Consider the following 25,863-nt stretch of genomic DNA (forward strand, 5'->3'; position numbering starts at 1 on the left):
AAATAAGACTCATAATTATGAAACAATTTAAATCAATACTATTAGGCATTTCTTTATTCTTGTTGCATTCGTGTAACTTACTGGATGTAGATACTGTTTCAAGCATTACCGGAGATGGATACTGGAATACAAAAGGCGATGTAGAAAGTTATATGATTGGTATTTATACCAAATTGCGCGATACATCGAATTCTACTCTTCATTTTGAAGACAGAGGAGATGCCTTTACAACAGGGCTGGAAGGTGGCCCTTCTAATTTATGGGCGCAAAACCTCACATCGCAAAATGGTTATAGCTGGTCGAGCTATTACTCTGTAATACAACATTGTAATATGTTGCTGAAGTATACTCCCGGAATAGATTTTGGTGTAGAGGCTGATAAAAACAGATTATTGGCAGAGGCGTATTGTATCAGAGGGTATATGTATTTCTGTATTGCCCGGATATGGGGGGATGCCCCTTTGGAACTGGAACCGACAGAAAGTTCAAATAAGCCTAAGTTAGCAAGAGAACCCGCGGAGGAAGTTTTGGCACGTGCTCTAAGTGATGTAAATACGGCAATTGATCTTTTTCCGGAAGAAAGTTATGCAAATGGAAAAGGAAGGGCATCGAAGCCGGCATGCTATGCATTGAAAGCCGATATTTTGCTATGGAAAGCAAAAGTGATGAATGGATCGGAACAAGATTTGAAAGATGTCATAACTTATGCGGATTTGGCAAGTAAAGGACTTTCACTGGAAGATAACTTTGCAGATATTTATGGAACTAAATATGGGAAAGAAGTGATATGGACTATCCATTTCGAAATTTATGAAAAGGAAGCTCAGTATAGTCAGAGTCTGAAGCCAAGAGATGTTTTTGTAGAAAAGGCGGTCAATAAGGATGAAATTCCTTATGCTAAAGGAGGAGCTCGCAGCACTTATGCACCAAGTCCGTTTTTGATAGGTCTTTTTAATGCAAATCCGGCAGATATCAGAACCAAAGACTCTTATATCACTGCAAAGGATGCGGACGGAAATGAAATAGGGACTTTTGATAATAAGATGAAGGGAACAAAAACAGAAGGAGATCGCACCTATGACTCAGATATAGTTATATATCGGCTTGCAGAGATGTATTTATTTAAAGCAGAAGCTTATGCGGCGTTAAATCAAACACCACAGGCTATTATTGAACTGAATAGAGTCAGAGACCGTGCCAAGATTGGAACTTATAATGGAAGTACCAATAAAATAGCAGTGGAGAAAGAAATTCTGAACGAGCGTGCAAGAGAGTTATATCTTGAGAGAAAAAGATGGCCCGATCTTCTTAGATTTCATTATGGTGGAACGATTGATGTTTATCAGGAGGTCCCGAACTTAAAGAAAAAAGTCGATGATAATATTATCATTCCATTATATCTTGCAATCCCATTGAGCGATATAAATATCAATCCTAATTTAAAACAAACTCAAGGATATGAAAACCTATAAGATTATTACATGCGTATTTCTTTTTACAAGTATGTTTACACAGGCTTGTCAAAAAGATGATGAGACACAAGGAAACCCAACTCCTGTTCCACCGGAAGAAGAAGTGCCTTCGTCCGAATTCAACTATATTTATAATCAAGGGACGGATGGTTTTGAACTCTATCGAATACCTGCTATTGTTAAAAGTAAAAGCAATACTTTATTAGCTTTTGCTGAAGCTAGAAAAGCTCGAAGTAATGGAGATAGCGGAGATATAGATCTTGTAGTCAAACGTTCGTCGGATAATGGAAAAACATGGAGTAAACAGATTACGATATGGAATGATGGACAAAACACTTGTGGAAATCCCGTGCCTATTGTTGACGACAGAGGTAGAATACATCTGCTTATGACTTGGAATTTCCAGACTGATAAATGGGGGGCAATAACCAATGGTACCGGAGAAGACAGCCGACGTCCGTACTATACATATTCTGATGATGACGGCATTACTTGGGCGCAACCAGTTGAAATAACTTCTTCTGTAAAAAAAGAAAAATGGGATTGGTATGCTACCGGTCCGTGCCATGGTATTCAGATTCAAAAGGGAATACATAAAGGAAGATTAGTTGCTCCAAACTATTTTACAACTCGGGAGAGTGGAAAGGTCACGAGTTATTCTCATATCATTTATTCTGATGATTACGGAAAAACATGGAAACCAGGAGAACCTACTCCTGTCGGTGGTGTTGGAGAATGTTCTGTAGCCGAGATAGGAGAGGGAACGTTAATGTTGAATATGAGAGCAGATGAAGGCTTTTATCGGAAAAGTTGTACTAGCATAGATGGAGGACTTACTTGGTCTTCACCTCAAATTAGCATTGATCAAATAGACTGTAAGTGTCAGGGTAGTATATTATCAATAGGAGGAGCTGTTTTTCTTTCGAATGCTGCTTCCGCTACGGAACGTATTAATATGACTATCAAAAAAAGTACGGATAATGGGAAAAACTGGAAGGGACAATATACAGTTTATGAAGGTAACTCTGGTTACTCTGATATAGTTGAGCTCTCTGATTCACAGATTGCTATTATCTATGAGGGAGGAGAAAAACGATATACGGATGGGCTGGCATTTAAAGTTGTTAGCATAAAATCAATACAATGAATTTAATACATTACTGATATGAAAAGAAAAACTATATATTTATTACAGTGTATTGTTGTGATATTGTTATTGGCTTGTTCTGAAGATGATTTGCAGTCCTTGCAAGCTGCTTTCGAATCAGATCTTCAGGAAGTCACAATCGGAGAAAGTATTACTTTCAAAGACATATCTACTGGTGAACCTTCTAAATGGAATTGGCGGTTCGAAGGTGGAGAACCAGAAACCTCAATCTTATTTAGTCCTAATGTTGTATATAATAAGCCTGGAGTTTATTCGGTTACCTTGTCTGTCGGACGCGGAGAAGAAGCAAACGAAATGGTGAAGGAACAATATATTACTGTTAACTATCCGTCGCAGATAACTGTTGACTTCTCTGCAGATAAAACTACTGCTACAAATGAAGATGTTATTTCTTTTAAAGATTTGTCCAAAGGCTATCCGAATGAGTGGTTATGGAGTTTCACACCTAAAGAAGGTGGAGCAGTTATCACTTCAACAGAACAAAATCCACAAATGACACTTTCTCCGGGAATCTATACTATTAAATTGACAGCTAAGAATCCCAAAGCGTCTTCGGACAAAGTAAGAGAGGATTATATTACTGTTATTGATAAAAATGCGATTGCCGCTGATTTTGGTGCACAATGCCGGAATACTTATGCCGGGGGATATATTAACTTCTTGGATAAGACATTAGGAACGGTTGAAGAATGGGAATGGACATTTGAAGGAGGTACTCCAGCCAGTTCTGTAGAACAAAATCCTGTAGTGCAATATAATAATCCAGGAAAATACAAAGTGACGTTGAAAGCTAAAAACTCAGTAAATAGCTCTACGAAAGAGAAAGAAGGTTATGTATATGTTGTTTCTGCAGAAAAGTTAGTATTGTATTTGCCATTCGATGGTGATAATAAAGATGCAGGTCCAAATCAATTGAATCCTGAGGAACTTACGGCAGGAGCTGGTTCCAGTGTATATAATTCTCAGGCGCGCTTTTCCGGAGAAAGTGCTGAATGTCGATTTGCAGCACACTTCCAAGGCGACAAGCAAAATTATTCAATTTTGTCTATTCCTGAAGAAGGATTGAAGAATCATTATACGGATAGTGAATTTACAGTTGCATTTTGGGTGAAGGTTTCAAATATGACAGCTAAGAATGCAGTCTTTCATCAAGGTGTGGGACCTGGTGCTACTTATACCGATCCTGTGCCCAGACAAAGTTGGTTTAGACTTGATACCAGTGGTAAAACTGTTGTTTTCTGTGTAGAATACAAGGGAAAAGCAGGAAACTGGGCTGAATATGAAGGTAAACGAATGGATGACGGTGAGTGGCATCACTATGTATGTATTTATAAGAAAGTGGATGGAAAAAGAGATAGTTATTTGTATATAGATGGGCAGAAAGTTATTGAAAAGAAAGGGGTTGTTGACAAGGTGGTAGATAATTGGCCATACTATATTGGTTGTAACTATCGATTTACTAATGGAGAATTTGCACCTGAGAACTTCTTGAATGGTTATCTGGATGATTTTATTTTGTATAACAGAATATTGTCAGAAGAAGAAATACAAGATTTATACAATAACTAAAAACTAATTGTGGAACTTCTCTTTTAATCAGTAAAAGAGAAGTTCCACATTCAATTAATATCAGAATATGAAAAAACTTTTTCTATTGATTTTCATGCTTGTAAATTGCATTGGTTTATATGCACAACAGGTAATGGAGACAAGTGAAGCATACAAGAAGGCGGATGAATTATTAAAGAAGCTGACAATTGAGGAAAAAGCGCTCATGGTTAGGGGCTATAATAAGTTTTTTATCAAAGGTTTTGAAGAAAAAGGAATACTTCCTGTTTATTTGTCGGATGCGACACAAGGGGTTAATATCCGGAATAATTTGCCTGATCCTAACGTTGTAAAGCAACTGGAACGTTCAACAGCTTTTCCTTCTCCCATTTTGCTAGCCTCAACATTTTCACCGGAGTTATCTTACCAATATGCTAAAGCTATTGGAGAAGAATGTAGAGCTGGAGGAATTGAGGTTTTGTTAGGTCCCGGATTAAATATCTATCGACAGTCTCAATGTGCCAGAAATTTTGAATATTTTGGAGAAGATCCCTATTTGGTATCTCAAATGGTCAGTCAATATGTGACCGGACTTCAAAGTACGGGTACAGCGGCATGTTTAAAGCATTTCTACGGGAATAATACTGAATTTTATCGTAAACGGAGTAATTCCATTATCGGAGAACGTGCTATGAATGAAATCTATTTGCCGGGTTTTAAAGCTGGGATAGATGCAGGAGCTATGTCTGTAATGACTTCTTATAATCAGATCGATGGCGAATGGGCAGGACAAAGTTCGTATGTAATAAAGAAGATTCTTAGAGAAAAGCTGGGATTTAAATGGTTGGTTATGAGTGACTGGAATTCTGTGTGGGATTTGGAAAAGGTTATTAAATCAGGTCAAAATCTGGAAATGCCGGGTTCATATAATTTTGGAGTATCAGTATTGGATTTATATCATGAAAAGAAAATAACAGAGAAGGATTTAGACGATATGATACGGCCCACTTTGGCTACTTGTGTTGCCATGGGATTTTATAGCAGGCCTAAGTATGACACGACTTTGTTAAGTAAATATCCTGAACATGAGCAGACTGCGAGGCGAGTTGCAGAAGAAGGTGTGGTATTACTTAAAAACAGGAATGAAATTTTACCGCTTGATCCTACAAAAAATAGAAAAATATTATTAACCGGTAAATTTGTATATGAAATACCTCGTGGCTATGGTGCGGCAGAAGTGATAGGGTATAATAATGTAAGTCTGATTGATGCTTTGCAGAAAGTCTTTGGGCGAACTGTATATTATATTGAAAAGCCTACTGTGGCAGAGATAAAAGAGGCTGATGTTGTTTTATTGAGTATGGGTACACGGGATAAAGAAGCCGTAGAACGTCCGTTTGCTTTACCTAGAGAAGACGAATCATTTATGCGCTATATCACTAAAAATAATCCTAACACTATTGCTATTATCAATACTGGGTCTGCGATTGATATGTCAGCATGGAACGAACAATTAGCAGCTTTGATTTATGGTTGGTATGGAGGACAATCTGGATTTGAAGCACTTACTGATATTATTATCGGAAAAGTAAATCCATCAGGAAAATTACCGATGACTATAGAAAGGTCATTTAAAGATTCACCGGCATGGGGATATTTGCCACAAGGGGCATCACTCTATAATGAGCTTAAAAATGAGCATCTTATTAATGTGTATGATGTTAATTATAAGGAAGATGTATTAGTTGGATATAGGTGGTATGATACAAAGAAGATAGAACCGCTTTATCCTTTTGGATATGGACTATCCTATACAACATTTGCTTTGACAAAACCACGATTATCATCTAACAAGATGAATGATAAACAGACTATAAAATGTTCTGTTACTCTTACGAATACAGGTAAGTGTGAAGGAGCTGAGGTGGTACAATTATATATCAAAGAGAACCAGCCAAGTGTATTACGTCCCGAAAAAGAACTAAAAAGATTTGAGAAAGTATCCTTGAAACCTGGGGAAAATCGAATCCTTGAGTTTATAATAACTTCCAAGGATTTAGCTTTTTGGGATGATCAGACACATAGTTGGAAAACAAATACTGGACAATATACAATTTTTCTAGGAACATCCTCCAGGCATATAAATCAAACTCTTTCTTTTATAAAAGAATAGGAATACTTTTAGGGCTACTTTGTGGATGCCGATGATAGAATTTGCCTTTAAGCATAAATTAATAAAACTACAGTCTGATAATTATTTAGATTGTAGTTTTTTTGATAATATCTCATTCATTTATTATTTAATGGTGGAGTTGTCTTATTTATTTGGCCAATTCTGTATATTTGCAGACATATATTACAATATCATGAAAATTATATTTATTAATACACTTCGTATCCTGATGATTCTCGTGATTATGATTTCATGTGGAGTTGCCTATGTAGTATACGAAGATACATTGGCTGCCTGGTGGATACCTGTTGGAGTGGCACTTATAATAGTGATAGCAACAATTCCTTTCTATAAAGGATGGATTTGGCTGACAACAATGGATAATAAAGTAATTAATTGTTGTTGCCATTTGGTTTGTGTCGGTGCTATCAGTTGTGTTTTGTTTCTTGGGGGGAATTACTGGTTCGCCGATTCTGCTTCCACGCATGAAGAGAAAGTCATGGTACAGAAAAAATATGTGGAAACACACAAGAAAACCCGTAGAGTCGGCAGACATCGTTATGTGTCGGATGGCGTTCGTAAAGAATATTATTTGCAGGTAGCTTTTGAAAATGGGAATGTAGAAACATTGCATGTATCTCCTTCTACTTATAATAAGACAAAGACAGGTCGGCCGAAGATTCTGACTTTGCAAAAGGGCTTATTTGGGTTGCCTGTAATTACCAAAGGACTTTAATGAAAGTCACACCACCTTTAGAATGGGTTATATATTCTTTAAAAGCGATGTGACTTTTATTAAAAGGTGAGGCTGCTTTCAAAGTGGAAGTTGCGCAGCTTATCGTTAGATTAATCGTTAGCCTTCACATCTTTGTCGTTATTTTCTTCATTCATTTTTCTTTTCTTTTATTTTTCATCTTGCTAATTTTGCATTTAGTCTACAAATGGGACGCGTTCGTCTCATTTGAAAAATTAGTGCTGATCTCTCCCTTATCTTCGTGACGAAATAAAAATGGAATAAAATCATGAAGATGAATAAAACTAGATTATTGGAGAAAATATCTATTCAGTCGGGCGTCTCTTTAGATGAGTGTGGGACAGTGCTCAAAACTTTTGAAAAAGTTCTAAGTGAAGAACTTTCCCGGAAAATATATCGTTATGGCGGATGGATCCTATTATTGACCGCTTTATTTGTGTCTGTAACAGTATTCAGCCAGACAACAGGACGGAAAGGACGTCCGGTGCAGACCATCCGTGGGATTGTTATAGATGGAGACTCGAAGTTTCCGATACCGTATGCAACAGTAAAGCTATCTGAAAAAGAGGGGGCGGGTACGATAACAGACAGTCTTGGTCGTTTCAGTATACCGCAGGTTCCTGTCGGGCGACATACCGTAGAAGCTGCGTTTATGGGATATGAACCGGGCATTTTCAGAGAAATACTGGTGACCTCCGCCAAGGAAATATATTTGGAAATACCTTTGAAAGAAAGCGTGAACGAATTAAACGAAGTAATAATTCGTGCGCGGACGAACAAGGAAGAAGCAATGAATAAGATGGCTACTACCGGAGCACGTATGTTGAGTGTAGAAGAAGCGAGCCGTTATGCAGGTGGATTTGATGATCCCGCACGTTTGGTTTCTGCTTTTGCCGGAGTAGCTCCCAGCGTTTCTTCCAATGGAATTTCTATTCATGGCAATGCCCCACATCTGTTGCAATGGAGACTGGAGGATGTCGAAATTCCTAATCCGAATCATTTTGCGGACATCGCTACGTTGGGTGGAGGAATCCTTTCCTCTCTAAGTTCACAAGTGCTTGGAAACTCTGATTTTTTCACCGGAGCATTTCCTGCCGAATATGGAAATGCTGTATCCGGAGTCTTTGACATGAAATTGCGTAACGGCAACAACCAAAAGAACGAAAATACCATTCAGGTGGGAATTATGGGAATCGACGTCGCTTCCGAAGGCCCTTTGAGCAAGAAACATAAAGCATCGTATATTTTCAATTACCGTTATTCTACAACCGGACTTCTGAATCTTGAAGGAGGAACGATGGATTATCAGGACCTGAACCTCAAACTCAACTTTCCAACACAGAAAGCCGGAACGTTCTCTGTTTGGGGAACGAGCCTGATTGATAAGTTCACCAGTGATTTTGAGAAGAACACAGAGAAATGGGATTATTGGGGCGACCGCAGTGAATCAAGAGACAAGCAATATATGGCAGCCGGAGGTGTCAGCCATCGTTATTTCTTTAATAATGACGCATCGTTGAAGACCACGATAGCCGCTACCTATTCGCAACTCGACGGAGGAGCAACCTTGTTCAACCATTCGATGGAGTCTACTCCTTATATGGATCTTGATTCAAAATATACCAGCCTGATATTTACCACTACCTTTAATCGTAAATTCAGTAACCGTTTTACGAACAAGACAGGATTCACCTATACCAATATGTTCTACAAAATGGATCTTTCCATTGCTCCTTATGAAGCCGAACCACTGGAAATTGTATCTCAAGGAAAAGGTAATACAAGTCTGATTTCAGCCTACAATAGTTCATCGGTGGGATTAACAGAGCGTTGGACCCTTAATGCAGGAATCTATGGACAGCTTCTGACTCTGAACAATAAATGGTCTGTAGAACCACGGGTTGGCTTGAAGTGGCAAGCTACTCCAAAAACAACCTTTGCGTTGGCTTATGGAATGTACAGTCGTATGGAAAAGATGGATGTATATTTTGTTAAAACGAAAAGTACAGGCAATCAATCCGTCAATAAAGATCTTGATTTTACAAAAGCACAGCACATTATGTTATCATTCGGTTACAAGATTTCTGATCGCATGAATCTGAAGATAGAACCATATATCCAGTTTTTGCATGATGTCCCAGTAATGGCGGATAGTTCTTACTCCGTACTTAACCGTTCTGATTTTTATGTGGAAGATGCGTTGGTTAATAAAGGAAGAGGACGCAATGTGGGAATAGACATTACCTTCGAACGTTTTTTGGAGAAAGGACTTTATTATATGATTTCGGGTTCTTGGTTTGATTCCCGTTACCGGGGTGGGGACGGTGTGTGGTATAACACGAAGTTTAACCGTAATTATGTGATAAACGGACTCATCGGTAAAGAATGGATGTTGGGAAGAAATAAACAGAATATACTTAGTGTCAACCTGAAACTAACCTTGCAAGGTGGTGATCGATATTCTCCGATTGACTTGGAGGCAACGATGAATCATCCGGATAAAGAAGTGCAATATGACGAAACGAAAGCTTTCTCAAAACAATATTCTCCTATGTTGATTGGTAATTATACTGTCAGTTATCGTATCAACAAGAGAAAAGTATCACATGAATTTGCAGTGAAAGGACTTAACTTTACGGGTGCTAAAGAACATTACGGTCATGAATATAATGTGAAAACTGGAAAAATAGATGTCAGCGACAATTCTACGATATTGACGAATGTGAGTTATAAACTTGAATTTTAGAGATACGGTATAGAGTCTAACCGGAAAAATGTTTTATCTTCGTCCCCAATAAAGCGTATGACAACTGAAACACTTGCAACAGGTAGTGAATCTACCTTTTTATATCGATTTCTCGTTAGTCCGGACTTACGATGGATGCGGTATTTGGTACTTATCCTGGTGCTGGGGACGATCTCTTTCAATCAGGTCTTTATTATCTTTTTGGATTATAAGGATATATTGGGCGGATGGATTTACACATTTACCTTTCTTTACCTGCTCACTTATGTAGCGGTTATCTACTTGAATCTTTTCCAACTCTTTCCGAAATATTTGTTGAAGAGACATTATCTGACCTATTTGTCATTGCTTTCTACTGCGATGATCGTAGCTCTGTTGATACAGATGTCAATAGAATATATGGCATATTCCTATTGGCCGGAACTCCATGCGCGAGGTTCTTATTTTTCGATGCACATGGTAGTGGACTATATTTCTTCTTTTATGTTATCTACGCTGTGTATGATAGGAGGTACGATGACAGTTCTCCTGAAGGAGTGGATGATTAACAACCAGCGTGTTTCACAAATGGAGAAAGCCCATGTCGTTTCTGAAGTGGAACGGTTAAAAGAACAGATCAGCCCTGAACTTCTTTTTAAAACATTGCACCAATCGGGAGAATTAACGTTGAGTGAGCCGGAAACAGCCTCAAAGATGTTGATGAAGTTAAGCCAACTTCTCCGCTATCAGTTGTATGACTGCAATAGGGCCAAAGTCTTGCTTAGTAGCGAAATTACATTTCTTACTAATTATCTGACATTGGAACAGACCTCCCGACCACAATTTTACTATGAATTTACTTCCGAAGGCGAAGTGAACAGAATGTTGGTACCACCTTTGCTTTTCATCCCTTTTGTACAATATATAGTCAAAGCAATAGACGAGCAACAGATACAGCCTCCTGTTTCATTGAAAACTCATTTGAAAGCGGAAAAGGGTACGATTATTTTCGCTTGCGCTTGTCCTGAAGTAAATCTCTTGTCGTCCGATAAAGGGCTGGAAAGAATCAGACAAAGATTGGATATTTTGTATGGAAGCCGTTACAGATTGTCATTGGCTGTCGGCAGTATATGGCTGGAACTGAAAGGAGGTGAGTCATGAGTAGGGATACCAATCATGGTAATGACTTCAATAAAAATACCACTGACAGAAATATGAATGATAAAAGTGTCACTGCATTTCTATTGAGTCCCCGTTATCGGATATACAGGCATTTGCTGCTGCAATTGGTTGTTGTTTTGATAACAATCAATGTCCTTTGGTATGAGCCTTTACAAACAGTCTCTTTTGGGAGGCGACTGGGCGGATGTCTGGCATATTTTGCTTCTATGAATATGGTGATATATATAAACCTGTATGTATTGGTTCCTTATTTCCTGTTGAAGAATCGTTGGGGTAGTTATGTGTTGATGGCAGTCATTACAAATATAGCAGTCATTACTTTTCTTTCAGTTACCCAAGGTTTGCTTTTTGAAGTGATTCTGCCCGGAAAAGATCCCAATGGTTTTGCCACTTTTATCAATGCTTTTTCGGGCATACTGACCATTGGCTTTGTCATGGCAGGCTCTGCAGCTATCTCATTGTTCATGCATTGGCTACGCTATAACCTGCGTATTGATGAACTGGAATCCACGACTTTACAATCGGAACTGAAGTTTCTTAAAAATCAGATTAATCCGCATTTTCTTTTTAATATGCTGAATAATGCCAATGTCCTGATAAAGAGAAATCCGGAAGAAGCATCCAAAGTACTTTTCAAATTAGAGGATTTATTGCGCTATCAGATAAATGACAGTTCGCGAGAAAGAGTCTCGTTAGCATCGGATATCCGTTTCTTAAATGATTATCTGAATCTGGAAAAGATCCGTCGTGATAATTTTCAGTTTACGATGGAGGAACATGGAGAGACAGATTCCATTTGGATTCAGCCGTTATTGTTTATTCCTTTTGTGGAGAATGCGGTAAAGCATAGTTTTGACAGCGAGCATCCTTCGTATGTGCACGTTTCTTTTAAGGTTGATAATGATAGATTAGAGTTTCGATGCGAGAATTCCACACCAAAAGTTGCCGTTAGTAAAGGGAAAGTCGGAGGGATAGGACTCGTGAATATTCAACGCAGATTGGGGCTGTTGTATCCCGGTCGGTATGAACTGAAGCAGATAGAGAATGAAAATAAATATACTGTAATTTTAAGTATAACATTATGAATTGTATTATTGTAGACGATGAACCATTGGCACGTGAAGCCATGAAGCTATTGATAGAAGAATCGAATAACCTTCAATTAATAGGGAGTTTTAATAGTGCGTCCACTGCTTCCGATTTCATGGAGCAACATGTGACTGATTTGGTTTTTCTTGACATTCAGATGCCAGGGATTACAGGAATTGAGTTTGCACGTACGATTTCAAAGAAAACACTGGTCATTTTTACCACAGCCTACACAGAGTATGCACTGGACAGTTACGAAGTGGATGCGATAGATTATTTGATTAAGCCTGTTGAAGCGGAGCGTTTTCAAAAAGCTGTGGATAAGGCTTTGTCTTACCATTCTTTGTTACTGAAAGAAGAGAAAGAAGCCATCGAAACGGTGGTTACTGCCGACTATTTTTTTGTGAAAGCAGAACGCCGGTATTTCAAAGTCAACTTCTCCGATATTCTCTTCATTGAAGGATTGAAAGATTACGTTATAATCCAACTTAGCGATCAACGTATTATCACCCGTATGAGTTTGAAAGCCATATTCGATTTGTTACCCAAATCAACCTTCCTGCGAGTGAATAAGTCATATATTGTCAATACCGGTCACATCGAATCGTTCGACAATAATGATATATTCATAAAATCGTATGAAATAGCTATCGGTAATAGTTACCGCGACGACTTCTTTGAGGGGTTTGTGATGAAACAAAGAGTGTGAGATCGTGATGTAGTATTATTCAATGTTTCTGCATTTTTTCAATTTGAAATATAAATAAGAAGATAAAGTGAAGTGCGAATATATGCAAATATGTTTGTTCTTATCATTTGGCATATATAAACAGCCCTCTATCCATCTTCTAAAGACGAATAGAGGGCAGTTGCCATGACGAGAAAAAAGTCGAAGTCTATTGCTTTGCTTCGTTATTTTGTTTCAGAAGAAATTCATCAATTGCTTTTTTAAGCTGGTCTTTAGGCATAGCTCCCTGCATGATTCTCGGTTCCTCTTTCATCGGAATCATCAATAGGGTAGGGATGCTGCGGATACCGAATGCTGCTGCCAGATCTTGTTCTTTGTCCACATCAATCTGGTAGATATCTACTTTGCCGCTATATTCTTTGCTAAGTTCTTCCAGAATCGGGTGTATCACTTTGCAGGGACCGCACCAGGTAGCATAGAAATCTACGATGGCAGGACGGCTGCCTTCAAATTTCCAATCGTTTGGATTGGCTTCATAGTTATATACCTTCTTTAAAAAATCTGCTTTATTTAATGCTACTACTTCCATTTTATTGTCCTCCTTTGTTGGTTCATTGCTTTTTTTATTTTCTCCGCTGTTTCCCGCGCAAGCTGTGGCTGCCAGTGTCAAGACGAAGACACTTAATAAGCTTTTTATCTGTTTCATATATTATCTTTCTTTTTGTTTTTATCTGATGCAAAGATAGACGATATAAAGGGACCATAAAATAGCAATTTGACAGAAACTCTTGGCAAAACTTCCCTCGGATAGTTATTGAATACTAAAATTTGTCTATTAATCTTTGGAAGATATAAAAATAAGCACTACTTTTGCCGCGATAAAATGAGTATTCACCCTTTAAAATTGATGGAAAGGGTATTAATTATGTTGGAGTTATAATATTTTCAAATTAGGACTAAGTTGTCTCGTCGGGAGGATGAGGCTTTGCAACTTATTATTTTTTATATTGAACTGATGGTTTTTACATTGACCGCAATTCTACTAACAGGCGGCAATGGTTGATTAGTCCCGCAATCACATTTATTATTTTTAAAATTAATCACTTCAATGCGGTAGGAGGGTATTTTATATCCGTATCCTAAGCATTGGTATCACGTGTATTGCATCGTCGTTTGTCGGTGAGGCTGACAGGGAATGTTGTATGCGAATGAAAAAAGAGTATGGGAATACGATTAAAAGATTTAAGTAAACTGGGATACCGGGATAATGTTGCCCGCAGTCTGGTAGTGGACATTGTAAGCAAACATTGCAAATATAACACAAAAGAACAGATTGAAATGACATTGAGCGATATACTCGAGCATCCCGAATCTTACAAAAACAATGAAATATGGAATAAGCTGGCCGAACGCCTTTCGCCGACTATAATAGCGAAAGAGTTTATAGCTTATGATTTACTGGATGAGCCGTTGATGTATAAAACCTATGGAGGTAAATTTATCGAGACGATTGCCAAACAACAGATGAACCTGGCTATGCGCTTGCCTGTAACAGTGGCCGGAGCATTGATGCCTGACGCTCATGCCGGATACGGGTTGCCTATCGGTGGAGTGCTTGCTACGGATAATGCGGTGATTCCGTATGCCGTAGGAGTTGATATCGGCTGCCGGATGAGTCTGACGGTATTCGATGCCGGAGCAGATTTTCTGAAACGGTATGCCTATCAGATGAAAGAAGCCTTGAAAGATTTCACCCATTTCGGTATGGATGGTGGATTGGGTTTTGAGCAGGAACATGAAGTGTTGGATAGGGAGGAATTCCGTCTGACGCCTTTATTGAGGGACTTGCATGGAAAGGCCGTCCGTCAACTGGGGAGTTCCGGTGGTGGCAATCATTTTGTAGAGTTCGGCGAGATCACTTTGCAAGAAAAAAATGTACTGAATCTTCCGGAAGGAAGTTACTTGGCGTTGCTGTCACATTCCGGTTCACGAGGATTGGGGGCTGCTATTGCAAAACATTACAGTCTGCTGGCACGTGAAGTGTGCAGGCTTCCTCGTGAAGCACAACATTTTGCCTGGTTGGATTTGAACACGGAAGAGGGACAGGAGTATTGGATGAGTATGAATCTGGCAGGTGATTATGCCCGTGCCTGTCATGAACGGATTCATTTGAATTTGGCGAAAGCCTTGGGGTTGAAGCCTCTCGCTAATGTCAATAATCATCATAACTTCGCTTGGAAAGAGGAAATAACACCGGGACGTATGGCGATCGTCCATCGTAAAGGGGCTACTCCGGCGCAAAAGGGACAAGCGGGATTGATTCCCGGAAGTATGGCCACCCCGGGTTATCTGGTGTGTGGCAAAGGGGTGGAAGATGCGTTGAATTCGGCTTCTCATGGAGCCGGCAGGGCAATGTCCCGCCAAAAGGCAAAAGATAGTTTTACGCAATCGGCTTTGAAGAAGTTACTGTCGCAAGCAGGAGTAACTTTGATTGGTGGGAGCGTGGAAGAAATGCCGCTGGCATACAAGGACATTGACAGAGTGATGTATACGCAGGAGACACTAGTGGAAGTGCAAGGCAAATTTATGCCTCGCATTGTACGAATGAATAAGGAATGATGCGATGAAAGAAAAAGTCTATTTACAAATTACTTCCGGCAGAGGACCTGCGGAATGTTGCCGGGTAGTGGCTTTAGTGCTGTTTAGCTGTGCAAAAAAGAATAAGTATTTAATTAAAAAAAAAGAAGAAGATGATATCAGAGAAATATGGTCGTACCTATCACTATCCGTTCTCTCCCGGAACGACTAGTGATGACCGGATTAATCATACGTATTGGGAAGATATCCAACGGATTAAGACATTGGTGCATACCGAGAAGTTGGATGGAGAGAATAATTGTTTGAGTCAGTGGGGTGTCTTTGCCCGTTCGCATGCGGCTCCCACCACTTCACCCTGGACGAGGCAACTGCGGGAACGTTGGGAATTGATAAAGAATGATTTGGGTGATATAGAAATCTTTGGAGAAAATCTATACGCCATACATTCTATTGAATATCAGCGATTAGAAACGCATTTTTATATCTTTGCGGTTCGTTGCATGGATCAATGGTTGTCATGGGAAGAAGTGAAGTTTTATGCAGCTTTATTTGACTTGCCTACTGTTCCAGAGTTGAAGATAGAACCTGTTTCCGGTTTAACGCCGGAACTTTTAAAACAGGAAATCATTGATATGTCACAAGACCCGTCTGTTTTCGGTTCATGTGATCCGTGGACAAAAGTGGCTTGTACTCGTGAAGGAGTAGTCAGCCGCAATATCGAGGAATATCCGGTAAGCGAATTTGCGCATCATGTGTTTAAATATGTGCGAAAAGGACACGTCAAAACAGATGAGCATTGGACGCGTAATTGGAAACGTGCCCCGCTTGTCTGGGAATTGAGTAATGAAAAGGAGAATAATGATGAATTGGAAATTGATAGAAGATAAATCGTGGTGCTCACTTGAACAGCAGTTCGAGTGGGTACGCGAAATGAATGTAGTCCCGCAAGATACTTGTTATCACGCGGAGGGAAGTGTGGCCGAGCATACCCGTATGGTGTTGGAAGCATTGCAGCAGTCTTCTGCTTATCAGACTCTCTGCACCTTGGAGAAAGAAATTATTTGGACATCTGCATTGTTGCATGATGTTGAAAAACGTTCGACTTCCGTGGATGAAGGAGAGGGGCGGGTAAAAGGGCACGCCAGAAAAGGAGAGTACACTACCCGTACTATTTTATACCGGGATTGTCCTGCTCCGTTCCATATTCGGGAGCAGATTGCGTCTTTAGTCCGGTATCACGGATTGCCTGTTTGGCTGATGGAGAAGTCGGATTCTGTAAAGAAACTCTGTGAAGCTTCTTTACGGGTAGATACTTCATTACTGAAAATGTTGGCTGAAGCTGATGTCAGAGGACGTATTTGTGAAGATAAGAATGGGTTGTTGGAAGCAGTGGAACTGTTTGAGATTTTCTGCCGTGAACAAGATTGTTGGAGTAAACCGAGAGAGTTTGCCACAGATTATGCACGCTTTCATTACTTCCATGCAGAAGGCAGTTATATTGATTATATCCCTCACGAACAGTTTAAATGTGAAGTGACGATGTTGTCAGGACTTCCGGGAATGGGGAAAGACTATTATATTCAGTCTGCTGGCATGGATATGCCGGTGGTGAGCTTGGATGCCATTCGTCGCAAGTACAAATTGAGTCCCACGGATAAGTCGGCGAATGGACGGGTAGTGCAAATGGCGAAGGAAGAAGCCAGAACGTATCTTCGCAAAGGACAGGATTTTGTTTGGAATGCTACTAACATAACTCGTCAGATGCGTGCCCAACTGATTGATCTGTTTGTTGATTATGGTGCAAAAGTGAAGATAGTCTATCTGGAACAGCCCTATCACACTTGGCGTCAACAAAATAAAAGCAGGGAATATGCACTTCCTGAATCTGTATTGGATAAGATGTTGGATAAACTGGAGGTTCCTCAACTGACGGAAGCGCATGAAGTGGTATATCATGTGGTATAAGTAACTTATAGAACTTATACAAATAATGACCGAATAGTTTCAAAATATGTTTCAAGCCTTGAAACAGTTCGTTTCTCGGTGTGAAACACTTTGTTTCAATGCTTGAAACGCTTTGTTTCCCAGTGTGAAACACTTTGTCCCAAGTAATGAAACAAAGTGGAACTACTGTTAACCGGAAATTTTCCAATGAGTAATTACGAGGCAGGTTGAAAGTAACCGTTTACCCTCCCACCTGTAACCATGATGAATAAGCGGTTTGAGCTAATAGGGAGAGGGTGTGAGGGTAAAGACATCGTAAACTTATTAGAGATATCTTTGGGGTAATCAACTGAAAATATAAACAATAATTCCGGTAATCGCCACATACACCAACGCATAAGGAATAGCCGCTTTCAGTATTTCACCTTCTTTTCCCTGTTGGTTTCCCGCAGAAGTAGCAATAGCAATACTTTGTGGAGAGATAATCTTACCACCTGTAGCACCTACTGTATTTGCAGCGGACAGCCAATCCGGGCTGACATGAATTTGCCCTGCAACACTTGCTTGCAACTTTCCGAAAAGGATATTGGAAGAGGTGTCGCTTCCGGTGATAAACGTTCCCAGACAACCGATGACCGGAGCAAACAGTGGATACAAACTTCCCGTAGCCGTAGCCAGTGCCGTGGCAATCACAGCAATCATTCCGGCACTATCCATAATTGTGGATAATCCCACAAGGCAGATCACGGTGATGAATGTTTTCTTTAATTGCTTCACTGTATTCCAAAGAACGATGAACAGGTCTTTTACTTTAGCTCCTTGAATTAATCCACCGATAAAAGTTCCGATGAAAAGCAATACCCCGGCATGAGTTAGCCAGGAAATGGTATAATTGACGGTGGAAGCATTGATGGGCAAACTGATTCGGGTTATCCAGTTATTCTCTAATGTATGACGCAATTCCGGGAAGAGGGGACTGGTCAGAATGATTAAAAATAGAATCAGCAAATAGATGCTCCATGCATTCAGTATATCTTTTGTTTTCAGATGGCTTTTCCGTGCTTTCTCTTCTTTAGAGGCAGTCAGTTTTCCATAAAGAACAATCACGATAATCGAAAGAATACTGCCGATAATGGCCGGAGATTCAGCACCCATATACTTGGCAGCCAGATACTGGCTGACTAAAGAAACTCCGCCTACTAATAAGGCAAGAAATATATTTTTGGGAAGCGATTTAAGTTTGGAGTCAGTAAGGAAAAGCAAAACCAGCGGAATCAGGAACATCAAAACGGATAACTGCAATACGACATTCGTGCTAAGATGCAATACATCCAAATTCGTTTCTTTGGCTAATACCAACACCGGAGTTCCGATCGCTCCGAAAGCAGTGGCTACACTGTTGGCAATCAAACTTACAGTTGCCGAAAAGATAGGCTTAAATCCCAGACTGATAAGAATGGCTGCCGGAATGGCAACTGCTGTCCCAAAGCCGGCCATCGCTTCCAGTAGTCCGCCGAATCCCCAAGTCAGTAATAACACCTGGATACTTTTATCGGTAGAAATAGAAGCGAATTGCTGTTTGATAATCTCCATCTTTTCTGTTTTCAACAATACGTTGTAACTGAAAATAGCCATCAGGATAATGATTAAGATAGGAGAGACGGCTTTTAACGCCCCATATAAAAAGGAGTAAAACAGATTGTCTACTGAAAAAGCGAAGCCGAAAATAGCAATCAGCATCGTCACGATCAGAGAAATGATACTACTTTTGTCACCCGGCATTTTAAAGAATGCCATTAATATAATCAACAGTAACACCGGAATAATAGCAAGGATCAAGGTCATAATTATCAGATTTAAAAAGTGGAACGTCGTTTATTATTGATATAACAAACAAACGTCCCACTTTGGTCGGTTGAATAAAAAGATTTTTCTGTTTATTTCATTTTCACGCTAAGAATTTGTTGTAATTGTTTTAAGTTGGCCAGCGCAGCTTCGTTACCTAGCTTTGCTGCCTTTCGGATAGCTGTTGGCTACCTGATACATTTCGTTCAGACTAAGGTATTTCGGATTTTCCCTGATAATGATGCGGCCTTGTTCAACATCGAAGTTGACAACGGTATAGGTTTTATTAAAAATGATAAGCGATAAACAGAAAAGCGGGGAAGTTTGTTGTCGCAACCTGCAAAAAAAGCTCCCTAAATAAATGGATAAAGATGTTTTAAGGCATAAATGCTAACATTTTCCACACATGAGGCGTTCATTATATAAAAGTACTTTGTGTAATCAATATGACAATGATTTCATATATTACTGTTTATTTTTACACACACATACAACTTTAATAACTACAGCCTATGAAAGAGCTTATTAACAACCTGGAAGAACTGAACAGGAAAGCAGAAAAAGGCGGCGGAGACGCTCGCATTGAAAAACAACATTCTGTGGGAAAACTGACCGCCCGTGAACGCATCGATTTATTATTGGAGAAAGGTTCGTTTATCGAACTGGATAAGTTGGTAACCCATCGGTGTACCGATTTCGGTATGGAAAAGCAGAAATTTGCCGGAGACGGGGTAGTGACGGGATACGGTATGATTGGCAAGCGCCTGGTTTATGTCTTTGCACAGGATTTCACCGTATTTGGTGGAGCTCTTTCGGAAACGCACGCTAAGAAAATTTGTAAAGTGATGGACATGGCTATGCAAATGGGAGCACCCATCATCGGACTGAACGACTCTGGCGGTGCACGAATTCAGGAAGGGGTACGTTCTTTGGCCGGATATGCCGAGATATTCCTGCGCAACTCTATGGCATCCGGAGTGATTCCGCAGATTAGTGCGATCATGGGCCCATGTGCCGGAGGTGCGGTTTATTCTCCTGCATTGACAGATTTTATCCTGATGGTGAAAAATTCCGGTTATATGTTTATTACAGGACCGGATGTGGTGAGAAGTGTGACACAGGAAGAAGTCACTAAAGAGGAACTCGGCGGAGTAGGCGTACACATGACAAAGTCCGGTGTAGCTCATCTTTCTGCGGAGAATGATATTGAGTGTATTAATTATATTCGTGAATTGATTTCCTATCTGCCGGGAAATAATATGGAAGAGCCTCCGTTTGTAGCTACAAACGATTCGCCGACCCGTCTGACTCCGGAACTGGCTAATTTGATTCCAACCAATCCGAATCAGCCGTATAATATAAAAGAAATGATTGAAGCAGTGGCTGATGATAATAGTTTCTTCGAACTTCAGGCAGAGTATGCTGCGAATATTGTGACCGGCTATATCCGGCTGAATGGAAAAACAGTGGGAGTGGTGGCTAATCAGCCATTGGTACTTGCAGGCACGCTGGATATTAACGCATCTGTCAAAGCTGCCCGTTTTGTCCGCTTCTGCGATGCTTTCAATATCCCTTTACTGACACTGGTAGATGTGCCGGGATTCCTTCCGGGAATCGATCAGGAATATGGCGGAATTATTCGTAACGGGGCAAAATTGCTTTATGCTTATTGTGAGGCTACAGTGCCGAAAGTTACGGTTATCACCCGCAAAGCATACGGTGGCGCTTATGATGTGATGAGCTCCAAGCATATCCGCGGAGATGTCAATCTTGCTTTTCCTACTGCCGAAATAGCTGTGATGGGACCGGATGGAGCTGTGAATATTCTTTTCCGTAAGGATATAGATAAGGCCGGAAACCCCGAAGAAAAACGGAAAGAACTTCAGGATGATTATCGCGGGAAGTTTGCCAATCCTTACCGGGCGGCGGAATTGGGATATGTGGATGAAGTGATTGATCCGGCGGTAACCCGTTTGCGGTTGATTCGAAGTTTCGAGATGCTTGCCAACAAACGGCAGTCTAATCCTCCTAAGAAACATTCGAATCTTCCGCTTTAATAAGTTGAGAGTGGAGAGTTGAGAATGGAGAGTGTTCATTAAAAGAATAAAAAGATTATGATAAAGAAAATATTAGTAGCCAACCGCGGTGAAATAGCGATGCGAATCTTCCGTACCTGTCGGGTGATGAATATCGCAACGGTGGCTGTTTATACCCATGTAGACCGCGGAGCTTTGCATGTACGTTATGCAGAAGAAGCCTATTGCATCTCCGAATCGCCCGAAGATACTTCCTACCTGAAGCCGGAATTGATCTTGTCCATTGCTAAAAAGACCGGTGCTGCTATTCATCCGGGATATGGTTTCTTGTCGGAGAATGCGGATTTTGCCCGCCGTTGTGAAGAAGAAGGAGTGATTTTTATCGGACCGAGTGCGGACATTATTTCCAAAATGGGAATCAAGACAGAAGCCCGCAAGATTATGCGTGAAGCAGGATTACCCATTGTTCCCGGAACCGAAACACCTGTGCAGGGGATTGATGAAGTGAAGAAGGTGGCTAATGAAGTCGGCTATCCCATTATGCTGAAAGCACTTGCCGGAGGTGGAGGAAAAGGAATGCGTTTGGTACGTACGGAAGAAGAAGTGGAAACGGCTCTTCGTTTGTCACAATCCGAAGCAGGGACCTCTTTTGGCAATGATGCGGTATATATTGAGAAATACATCGAGAACCCGCATCATATCGAAGTTCAGATCATGGGAGATAAATATGGCAATGTGGTCCACCTTTACGAACGTGAATGTTCTATTCAGCGCCGTAATCAAAAAGTGATAGAGGAAAGTCCTTCTCCTTTTGTGAAAGAAGAGACGAGAAAGAAAATGTTGAAGGTTGCTGTGGAAGCCTGTAAGAAAATAGGTTATTACAGTGCCGGGACATTGGAGTTTATGATGGATAAAGACCAAAACTTCTACTTCCTCGAGATGAATACCCGTTTGCAGGTAGAACATCCTGTGACGGAGGAATGTACGGGAGTTGACCTGGTTCGGGATATGATAACAGTTGCCGCCGGAAATCCGTTGCCTTATAAACAGGATGATATTCAGTTTAGCGGAGCAGCTATCGAATGTCGTATTTATGCGGAAGATCCGGAGAATAACTTCATACCTTCTCCCGGGGTGATTACTGTTCGTGAAGCTCCCGAAGGGCGTAACCTGCGTCTTGACAGTGCCGCTTATGCCGGATTTGAAGTCTCTCTGCATTATGACCCGATGATTGCCAAGCTATGTTGTTGGGGACGTACCCGTGCTTCTGCCATTTCCAATATGGCACGTGCTTTGCGCGAGTATAAGATTTTGGGAATTAAAACAACAATTCCTTTCCATCAACGTGTATTGAAGAATGCAGCTTTCCTGAAAGGCGAATATGATACAACGTTTATTGATACGCGCTTTGATAAGGAAGATCTGAAACGCCGTCAGAATACCGATCCGACAGTGGCTGTCATTGCTGCCGCAGTGAGACACTACGAACGGGAGAAAGAAGCGGCTTCCCGTGCCACAACGCTTCCGGTGGTAGGCGAATCGCTCTGGAAGTATTATGGTAAGTTGCAGATGACTGCTAATAATTATTGATGTAAGACTAAAAAATAACAGAACAGATTATGGGTACAACATTAGCTACATATTACGCCAAGCTCCAGGACATGCCGGATAGTGAATATAAGGTGGAAATACTGGAGGACGGACCAATCAAGAAGATTGCAGTCAATGGTAAGATATATGAGGTCGATTATAACATGGGTGGCGACTCTATCCATTCAATTATCATCGATCACCACTCGCATGGAGTGCAGATTTCTCCCTCTTCCAATAATTCATATACAATCATGAATAAAGGGGAGCTTTATCAGATTGAATTGCAGGGAGAAATGGAGAAGATACATAATGCCCGCACTGCTGCTGAGTCTGTAGGACGTCAGGTAGTACAGGCACCGATGCCGGGAGTAATACTGAAGACGTATGTAAAGAAAGGAGATAGTGTGAAACGTGGCGATCCGCTTTGCGTATTGGTGGCAATGAAGATGGAGAATGAGATACGTTCGGTGACGGATGGAGTAGTTAAAGAGGTATTTGTGGAAGATGGCATGAAGGTGGGATTGAACGACCGGATCATGGTAATTGAATGATTCTCAAAAAAAAACTGGTTTTTGCGTACTTATCTTCAAAAAAAGATTTACTTTTGGCAGATAAGTACGCATTAATTCTGATATATCATGAACACCGAACAAAACCAAAAAGTACTATTAGAACAGCTGGAAGCGCTAAAGAAAGAAAATGAGCAGCTCAAAAAGGAGCTTTCTATTCTTAGGAATGAGAATATAAGTAATCGTCCCGTGAGTTTCAAAGAAAAATATGCTGTCAGGATTCTGGACTCTTTGCCGGATATGCTGACTGTCTTCAATCAGAACGAAGTAGGCATTGAAGTTGTTTCCAATGAAGAAACCAATCATGTCGGGATATCAAATAAAGATTTTAAGGGAATGTATATGCGGGAAATGGTTCCACCGGAAGCATATCAGAATATTCACTCCAATATGCGTCAGGCTGTCAGCACGGGAGCTGTTTCAACCGCCCATCATGAATTGGATTTTAATGGCGAACATCATCATTACGAAAATCGTATCTTTCCGTTGGATGAGGAGTATGTATTGATTATGTGCCGTGATATAACGGAGCGGGTGACCACGCAAAGGCAACTGGAGGTTTTCAAGAGTGTACTCGATAAAGTGAGTGACAGCATTCTTGCCGTATCGGAAGACGGGACATTGGTTTATGCAAATAAGCAATTTATAGAAGAATACGGAGTTACCCAACAGATGGGTATCCAAAAGATATATGATTTGCCCGTCTCTATGACAACAAAGGAGGCGTGGGAAAGACGTCTTCAGGAAATACGTGACAATGATGGCACTTTTGCTTATCGTGCTGCCTATATGCGGAAAGGTGAAGATAAAGAGCGGATGCATCAGGTGTCTACATTTCTGATTCGTGAGAATAATGAAGAACTGACTTGGTTCTTTACACAGGATATTACTGATGTTATAAAGAAACAGGATGAACTTCGCGAACTAAATCTATTGCTGGATGGTATTTTGAATAATATCCCAGTCTATCTGTTTGTGAAAGACCCGGAAAATGATTTTAGGTATTTGTATTGGAACAAAGCATTTGCCGACCATTCAGGTATCCCGGCGTCTAAAGCGATTGGACATACGGACTATGAAGTATTTCCGAGTCATGGAGACGCAGAGAAATTCCGTAAGGATGATTTGGAATTACTTCAGACCCATAAGCGTATTGATATGCAGGAAACGTATCTTTCCGTCACCGGGAAAGCGCGTATTGTACAGACGTTAAAGGCGCTTGTGCCGATGGAAGGACGCAAACCGTTGCAGATTGGTATCTCTTGGGATATTACTAATCTTCAGAATATTGAGCAGGAACTGATAAAGGCAAGGATTAAGGCGGAGCAATCCGACCGATTGAAAAGTGCTTTCCTTGCTAATATGAGTCATGAGATCCGGACACCCCTGAATGCAATTGTAGGATTCTCTCAATTATTGCCTGCTGCCGAAACTGCTGAAGAGAAAAAGCTCTATTCGGGTATTATCAATCAGAATTCGGATATTTTGTTGCAACTGATTAATGATATTCTGGATTTATCGAAGATAGAAGCCGGGACACTGGAATATATCAAGCGTCCAATGAATCTGGGAGAAGTTTGCCGGACAATTTATGCTGTTCATAAAGAACGTGTGAAAGAAGGGGTAACTCTTGTTTTTGATAATGAGGATGAGAATTTATTCATTGAGGGAGATCAGAATCGTATCATGCAGGTGATAACGAATTTCCTGACTAATGCGAGTAAATTTACGTATGCAGGAGAGATTCGTTTGGGTTTTGAGCGGACGGATAAAAATATTCGTGTATATGTGAAGGATACAGGAATAGGAATAGAACCGGAAAAGGTAGATCATATCTTCGAGCGTTTTGTCAAACTGAACTCTTTTGCTCAAGGCACAGGATTAGGGCTATCTATCTGTCAGATGATTATCGAAAAGATCGGTGGAGAAATAGGGGTGACTTCTGAATTGGGTAAAGGCTCTACGTTCTATTTCACGATTCCTTATGAAGAAGCCGGAGAACTCGGCGAAATCTTTAAAATGTCAAAGACGGAATCTAAAGGAAATACTGTAAATCGTGTGCAACAGATCAAAAAGATTTTGGTAGCGGAAGATGTAGAAAGTAATTTCATCCTGCTGAAGAATCTGATCGGCAGGGAATATACATTGCTTTGGGCTAAGGATGGGGTGGAAGCCATTGAAATGTATAAGCAGTATCAACCGGACTTAATTCTGATGGATATAAAAATGCCACGCATGGATGGATTGGAAGCAACGCATATCATTCGTTCTTATTCCAAAGAGGTTCCTATTATTGCTTTGACGGCTTATGCTTTTGAAACGGATAAAGAATTGGCTTTGGAGATGGGATGCAATGATTTTGTGACTAAACCGGTTTCGGAAAGAACTTTGAGAAAGGCTTTGGATAAATATTCGACTATTGTTTAATGAATAGATGCGACAGAAGGGAAAACGTAAGATCATAAAAACAATACCGAAA

Annotated in this window: 18 protein-coding genes; 16 read left to right on the forward strand and 2 right to left on the reverse strand. The window is 40.4% G+C overall.

Features of this window, described 5'->3' with window-relative positions; genetic code table 11:
* The first annotated feature begins 17 nt into the window (after positions 1-17).
* The 9 genes from BSAG_RS19040 (at position 18) to BSAG_RS19005 (ending at position 12,820) form a co-directional block, all read left to right on the forward strand.
* Positions 18-1,472, forward strand: a complete 1,455-nt coding sequence (locus BSAG_RS19040) for a RagB/SusD family nutrient uptake outer membrane protein (RefSeq protein ID WP_004314820.1) — start codon at positions 18-20, stop codon at positions 1,470-1,472.
* Complete coding sequence (locus BSAG_RS19035; protein WP_004314819.1) at positions 1,459-2,619, forward strand: sialidase family protein; 1,161 nt, start codon at positions 1,459-1,461, stop codon at positions 2,617-2,619. Before BSAG_RS19040 ends, BSAG_RS19035 begins: the two co-directional genes overlap by 14 nt.
* Positions 2,620-2,637: 18 nt before the next feature.
* Positions 2,638-4,209 carry a PKD domain-containing protein gene (locus BSAG_RS19030; protein WP_004314818.1) on the forward strand — a complete coding sequence of 524 codons (1,572 nt, stop codon included), beginning with the start codon at positions 2,638-2,640 and terminating at the stop codon, positions 4,207-4,209.
* Between the two features lie 67 nt (positions 4,210-4,276).
* On the forward strand, positions 4,277-6,361 hold the full coding sequence (locus BSAG_RS19025) for a beta-glucosidase (protein WP_004314817.1): 2,085 nt from the start codon (positions 4,277-4,279) through the stop codon (positions 6,359-6,361).
* Positions 6,362-6,554: 193 nt separating this feature from the next.
* Positions 6,555-7,097 (forward strand): hypothetical protein, encoded by a 543-nt coding sequence (locus tag BSAG_RS0222605; RefSeq protein WP_004314816.1) that lies wholly within the window; start codon positions 6,555-6,557, stop codon positions 7,095-7,097.
* 286 nt (positions 7,098-7,383) lie between these two features.
* Positions 7,384-9,861, forward strand: a complete 2,478-nt coding sequence (locus BSAG_RS19020) for a TonB-dependent receptor (protein ID WP_008997355.1) — start codon at positions 7,384-7,386, stop codon at positions 9,859-9,861.
* A gap of 57 nt (positions 9,862-9,918) precedes the next feature.
* Positions 9,919-11,001: a sensor histidine kinase gene (locus tag BSAG_RS19015; protein ID WP_004314814.1), complete on the forward strand. Its 1,083-nt coding sequence runs from the start codon at positions 9,919-9,921 to the stop codon at positions 10,999-11,001.
* Positions 10,998-12,107 (forward strand): sensor histidine kinase, encoded by a 1,110-nt coding sequence (locus BSAG_RS19010; protein WP_004314813.1) that lies wholly within the window; start codon positions 10,998-11,000, stop codon positions 12,105-12,107. The genes BSAG_RS19015 and BSAG_RS19010 overlap by 4 nt, the downstream gene beginning before the upstream one ends.
* On the forward strand, positions 12,104-12,820 hold the full coding sequence (locus BSAG_RS19005) for a LytR/AlgR family response regulator transcription factor (RefSeq protein ID WP_004314812.1): 717 nt from the start codon (positions 12,104-12,106) through the stop codon (positions 12,818-12,820). Before BSAG_RS19010 ends, BSAG_RS19005 begins: the two co-directional genes overlap by 4 nt.
* Before the next feature lie 187 nt (positions 12,821-13,007).
* Here the strand turns inward: BSAG_RS19005 and trxA are convergent, their stop codons facing one another.
* A complete protein-coding gene (gene trxA, locus BSAG_RS19000; protein WP_004314811.1) occupies positions 13,008-13,505 on the reverse strand; it encodes a thioredoxin in 498 nt (165 codons plus the stop codon).
* A gap of 515 nt (positions 13,506-14,020) precedes the next feature.
* Between trxA and BSAG_RS18995 the strand changes: the two genes are divergently transcribed.
* The 3 genes from BSAG_RS18995 to BSAG_RS18985 all read left to right on the forward strand — a co-directional run bounded on the left by BSAG_RS18995 (position 14,021) and on the right by BSAG_RS18985 (position 17,362).
* Positions 14,021-15,418, forward strand: a complete 1,398-nt coding sequence (locus BSAG_RS18995) for an RtcB family protein (protein ID WP_004314810.1) — start codon at positions 14,021-14,023, stop codon at positions 15,416-15,418.
* 131 nt (positions 15,419-15,549) lie between these two features.
* The gene (locus BSAG_RS18990) at positions 15,550-16,284 is read left to right on the forward strand and encodes an RNA ligase family protein (RefSeq protein ID WP_008019617.1); all 735 of its coding nucleotides are present in this window, start codon (positions 15,550-15,552) and stop codon (positions 16,282-16,284) included.
* Positions 16,259-17,362 (forward strand): AAA family ATPase, encoded by a 1,104-nt coding sequence (locus tag BSAG_RS18985; RefSeq protein ID WP_004314808.1) that lies wholly within the window; start codon positions 16,259-16,261, stop codon positions 17,360-17,362. The genes BSAG_RS18990 and BSAG_RS18985 overlap by 26 nt, the downstream gene beginning before the upstream one ends.
* 324 nt (positions 17,363-17,686) lie before the next feature.
* Here BSAG_RS18985 and BSAG_RS18980 read toward each other — a convergent pair whose 3' ends face one another.
* The gene (locus tag BSAG_RS18980; protein WP_004314807.1) at positions 17,687-19,186 is read right to left on the reverse strand and encodes an L-lactate permease; all 1,500 of its coding nucleotides are present in this window, start codon (positions 19,184-19,186) and stop codon (positions 17,687-17,689) included.
* A 512-nt stretch (positions 19,187-19,698) separates the two neighbouring features.
* Here BSAG_RS18980 and BSAG_RS18975 point away from each other — a divergent pair.
* The 4 genes from BSAG_RS18975 to BSAG_RS18960 all read left to right on the forward strand — a co-directional run bounded on the left by BSAG_RS18975 (position 19,699) and on the right by BSAG_RS18960 (position 25,811).
* Positions 19,699-21,243, forward strand: a complete 1,545-nt coding sequence (locus BSAG_RS18975; protein ID WP_004314805.1) for an acyl-CoA carboxylase subunit beta — start codon at positions 19,699-19,701, stop codon at positions 21,241-21,243.
* A 57-nt stretch (positions 21,244-21,300) separates the two neighbouring features.
* Complete coding sequence (accC, locus tag BSAG_RS18970; RefSeq protein WP_004314804.1) at positions 21,301-22,812, forward strand: acetyl-CoA carboxylase biotin carboxylase subunit; 1,512 nt, start codon at positions 21,301-21,303, stop codon at positions 22,810-22,812.
* A 29-nt stretch (positions 22,813-22,841) separates the two neighbouring features.
* Positions 22,842-23,366: a biotin/lipoyl-containing protein gene (locus BSAG_RS18965; protein WP_004314803.1), complete on the forward strand. Its 525-nt coding sequence runs from the start codon at positions 22,842-22,844 to the stop codon at positions 23,364-23,366.
* An 87-nt stretch (positions 23,367-23,453) separates the two neighbouring features.
* Positions 23,454-25,811 carry a PAS domain-containing protein gene (locus BSAG_RS18960; protein WP_008771223.1) on the forward strand — a complete coding sequence of 786 codons (2,358 nt, stop codon included), beginning with the start codon at positions 23,454-23,456 and terminating at the stop codon, positions 25,809-25,811.
* Positions 25,812-25,863 lie beyond the last annotated feature (52 nt).

Source organism: Bacteroides sp. D1 (genome assembly GCF_000157095.2).
Classification (GTDB): domain Bacteria; phylum Bacteroidota; class Bacteroidia; order Bacteroidales; family Bacteroidaceae; genus Bacteroides; species Bacteroides xylanisolvens.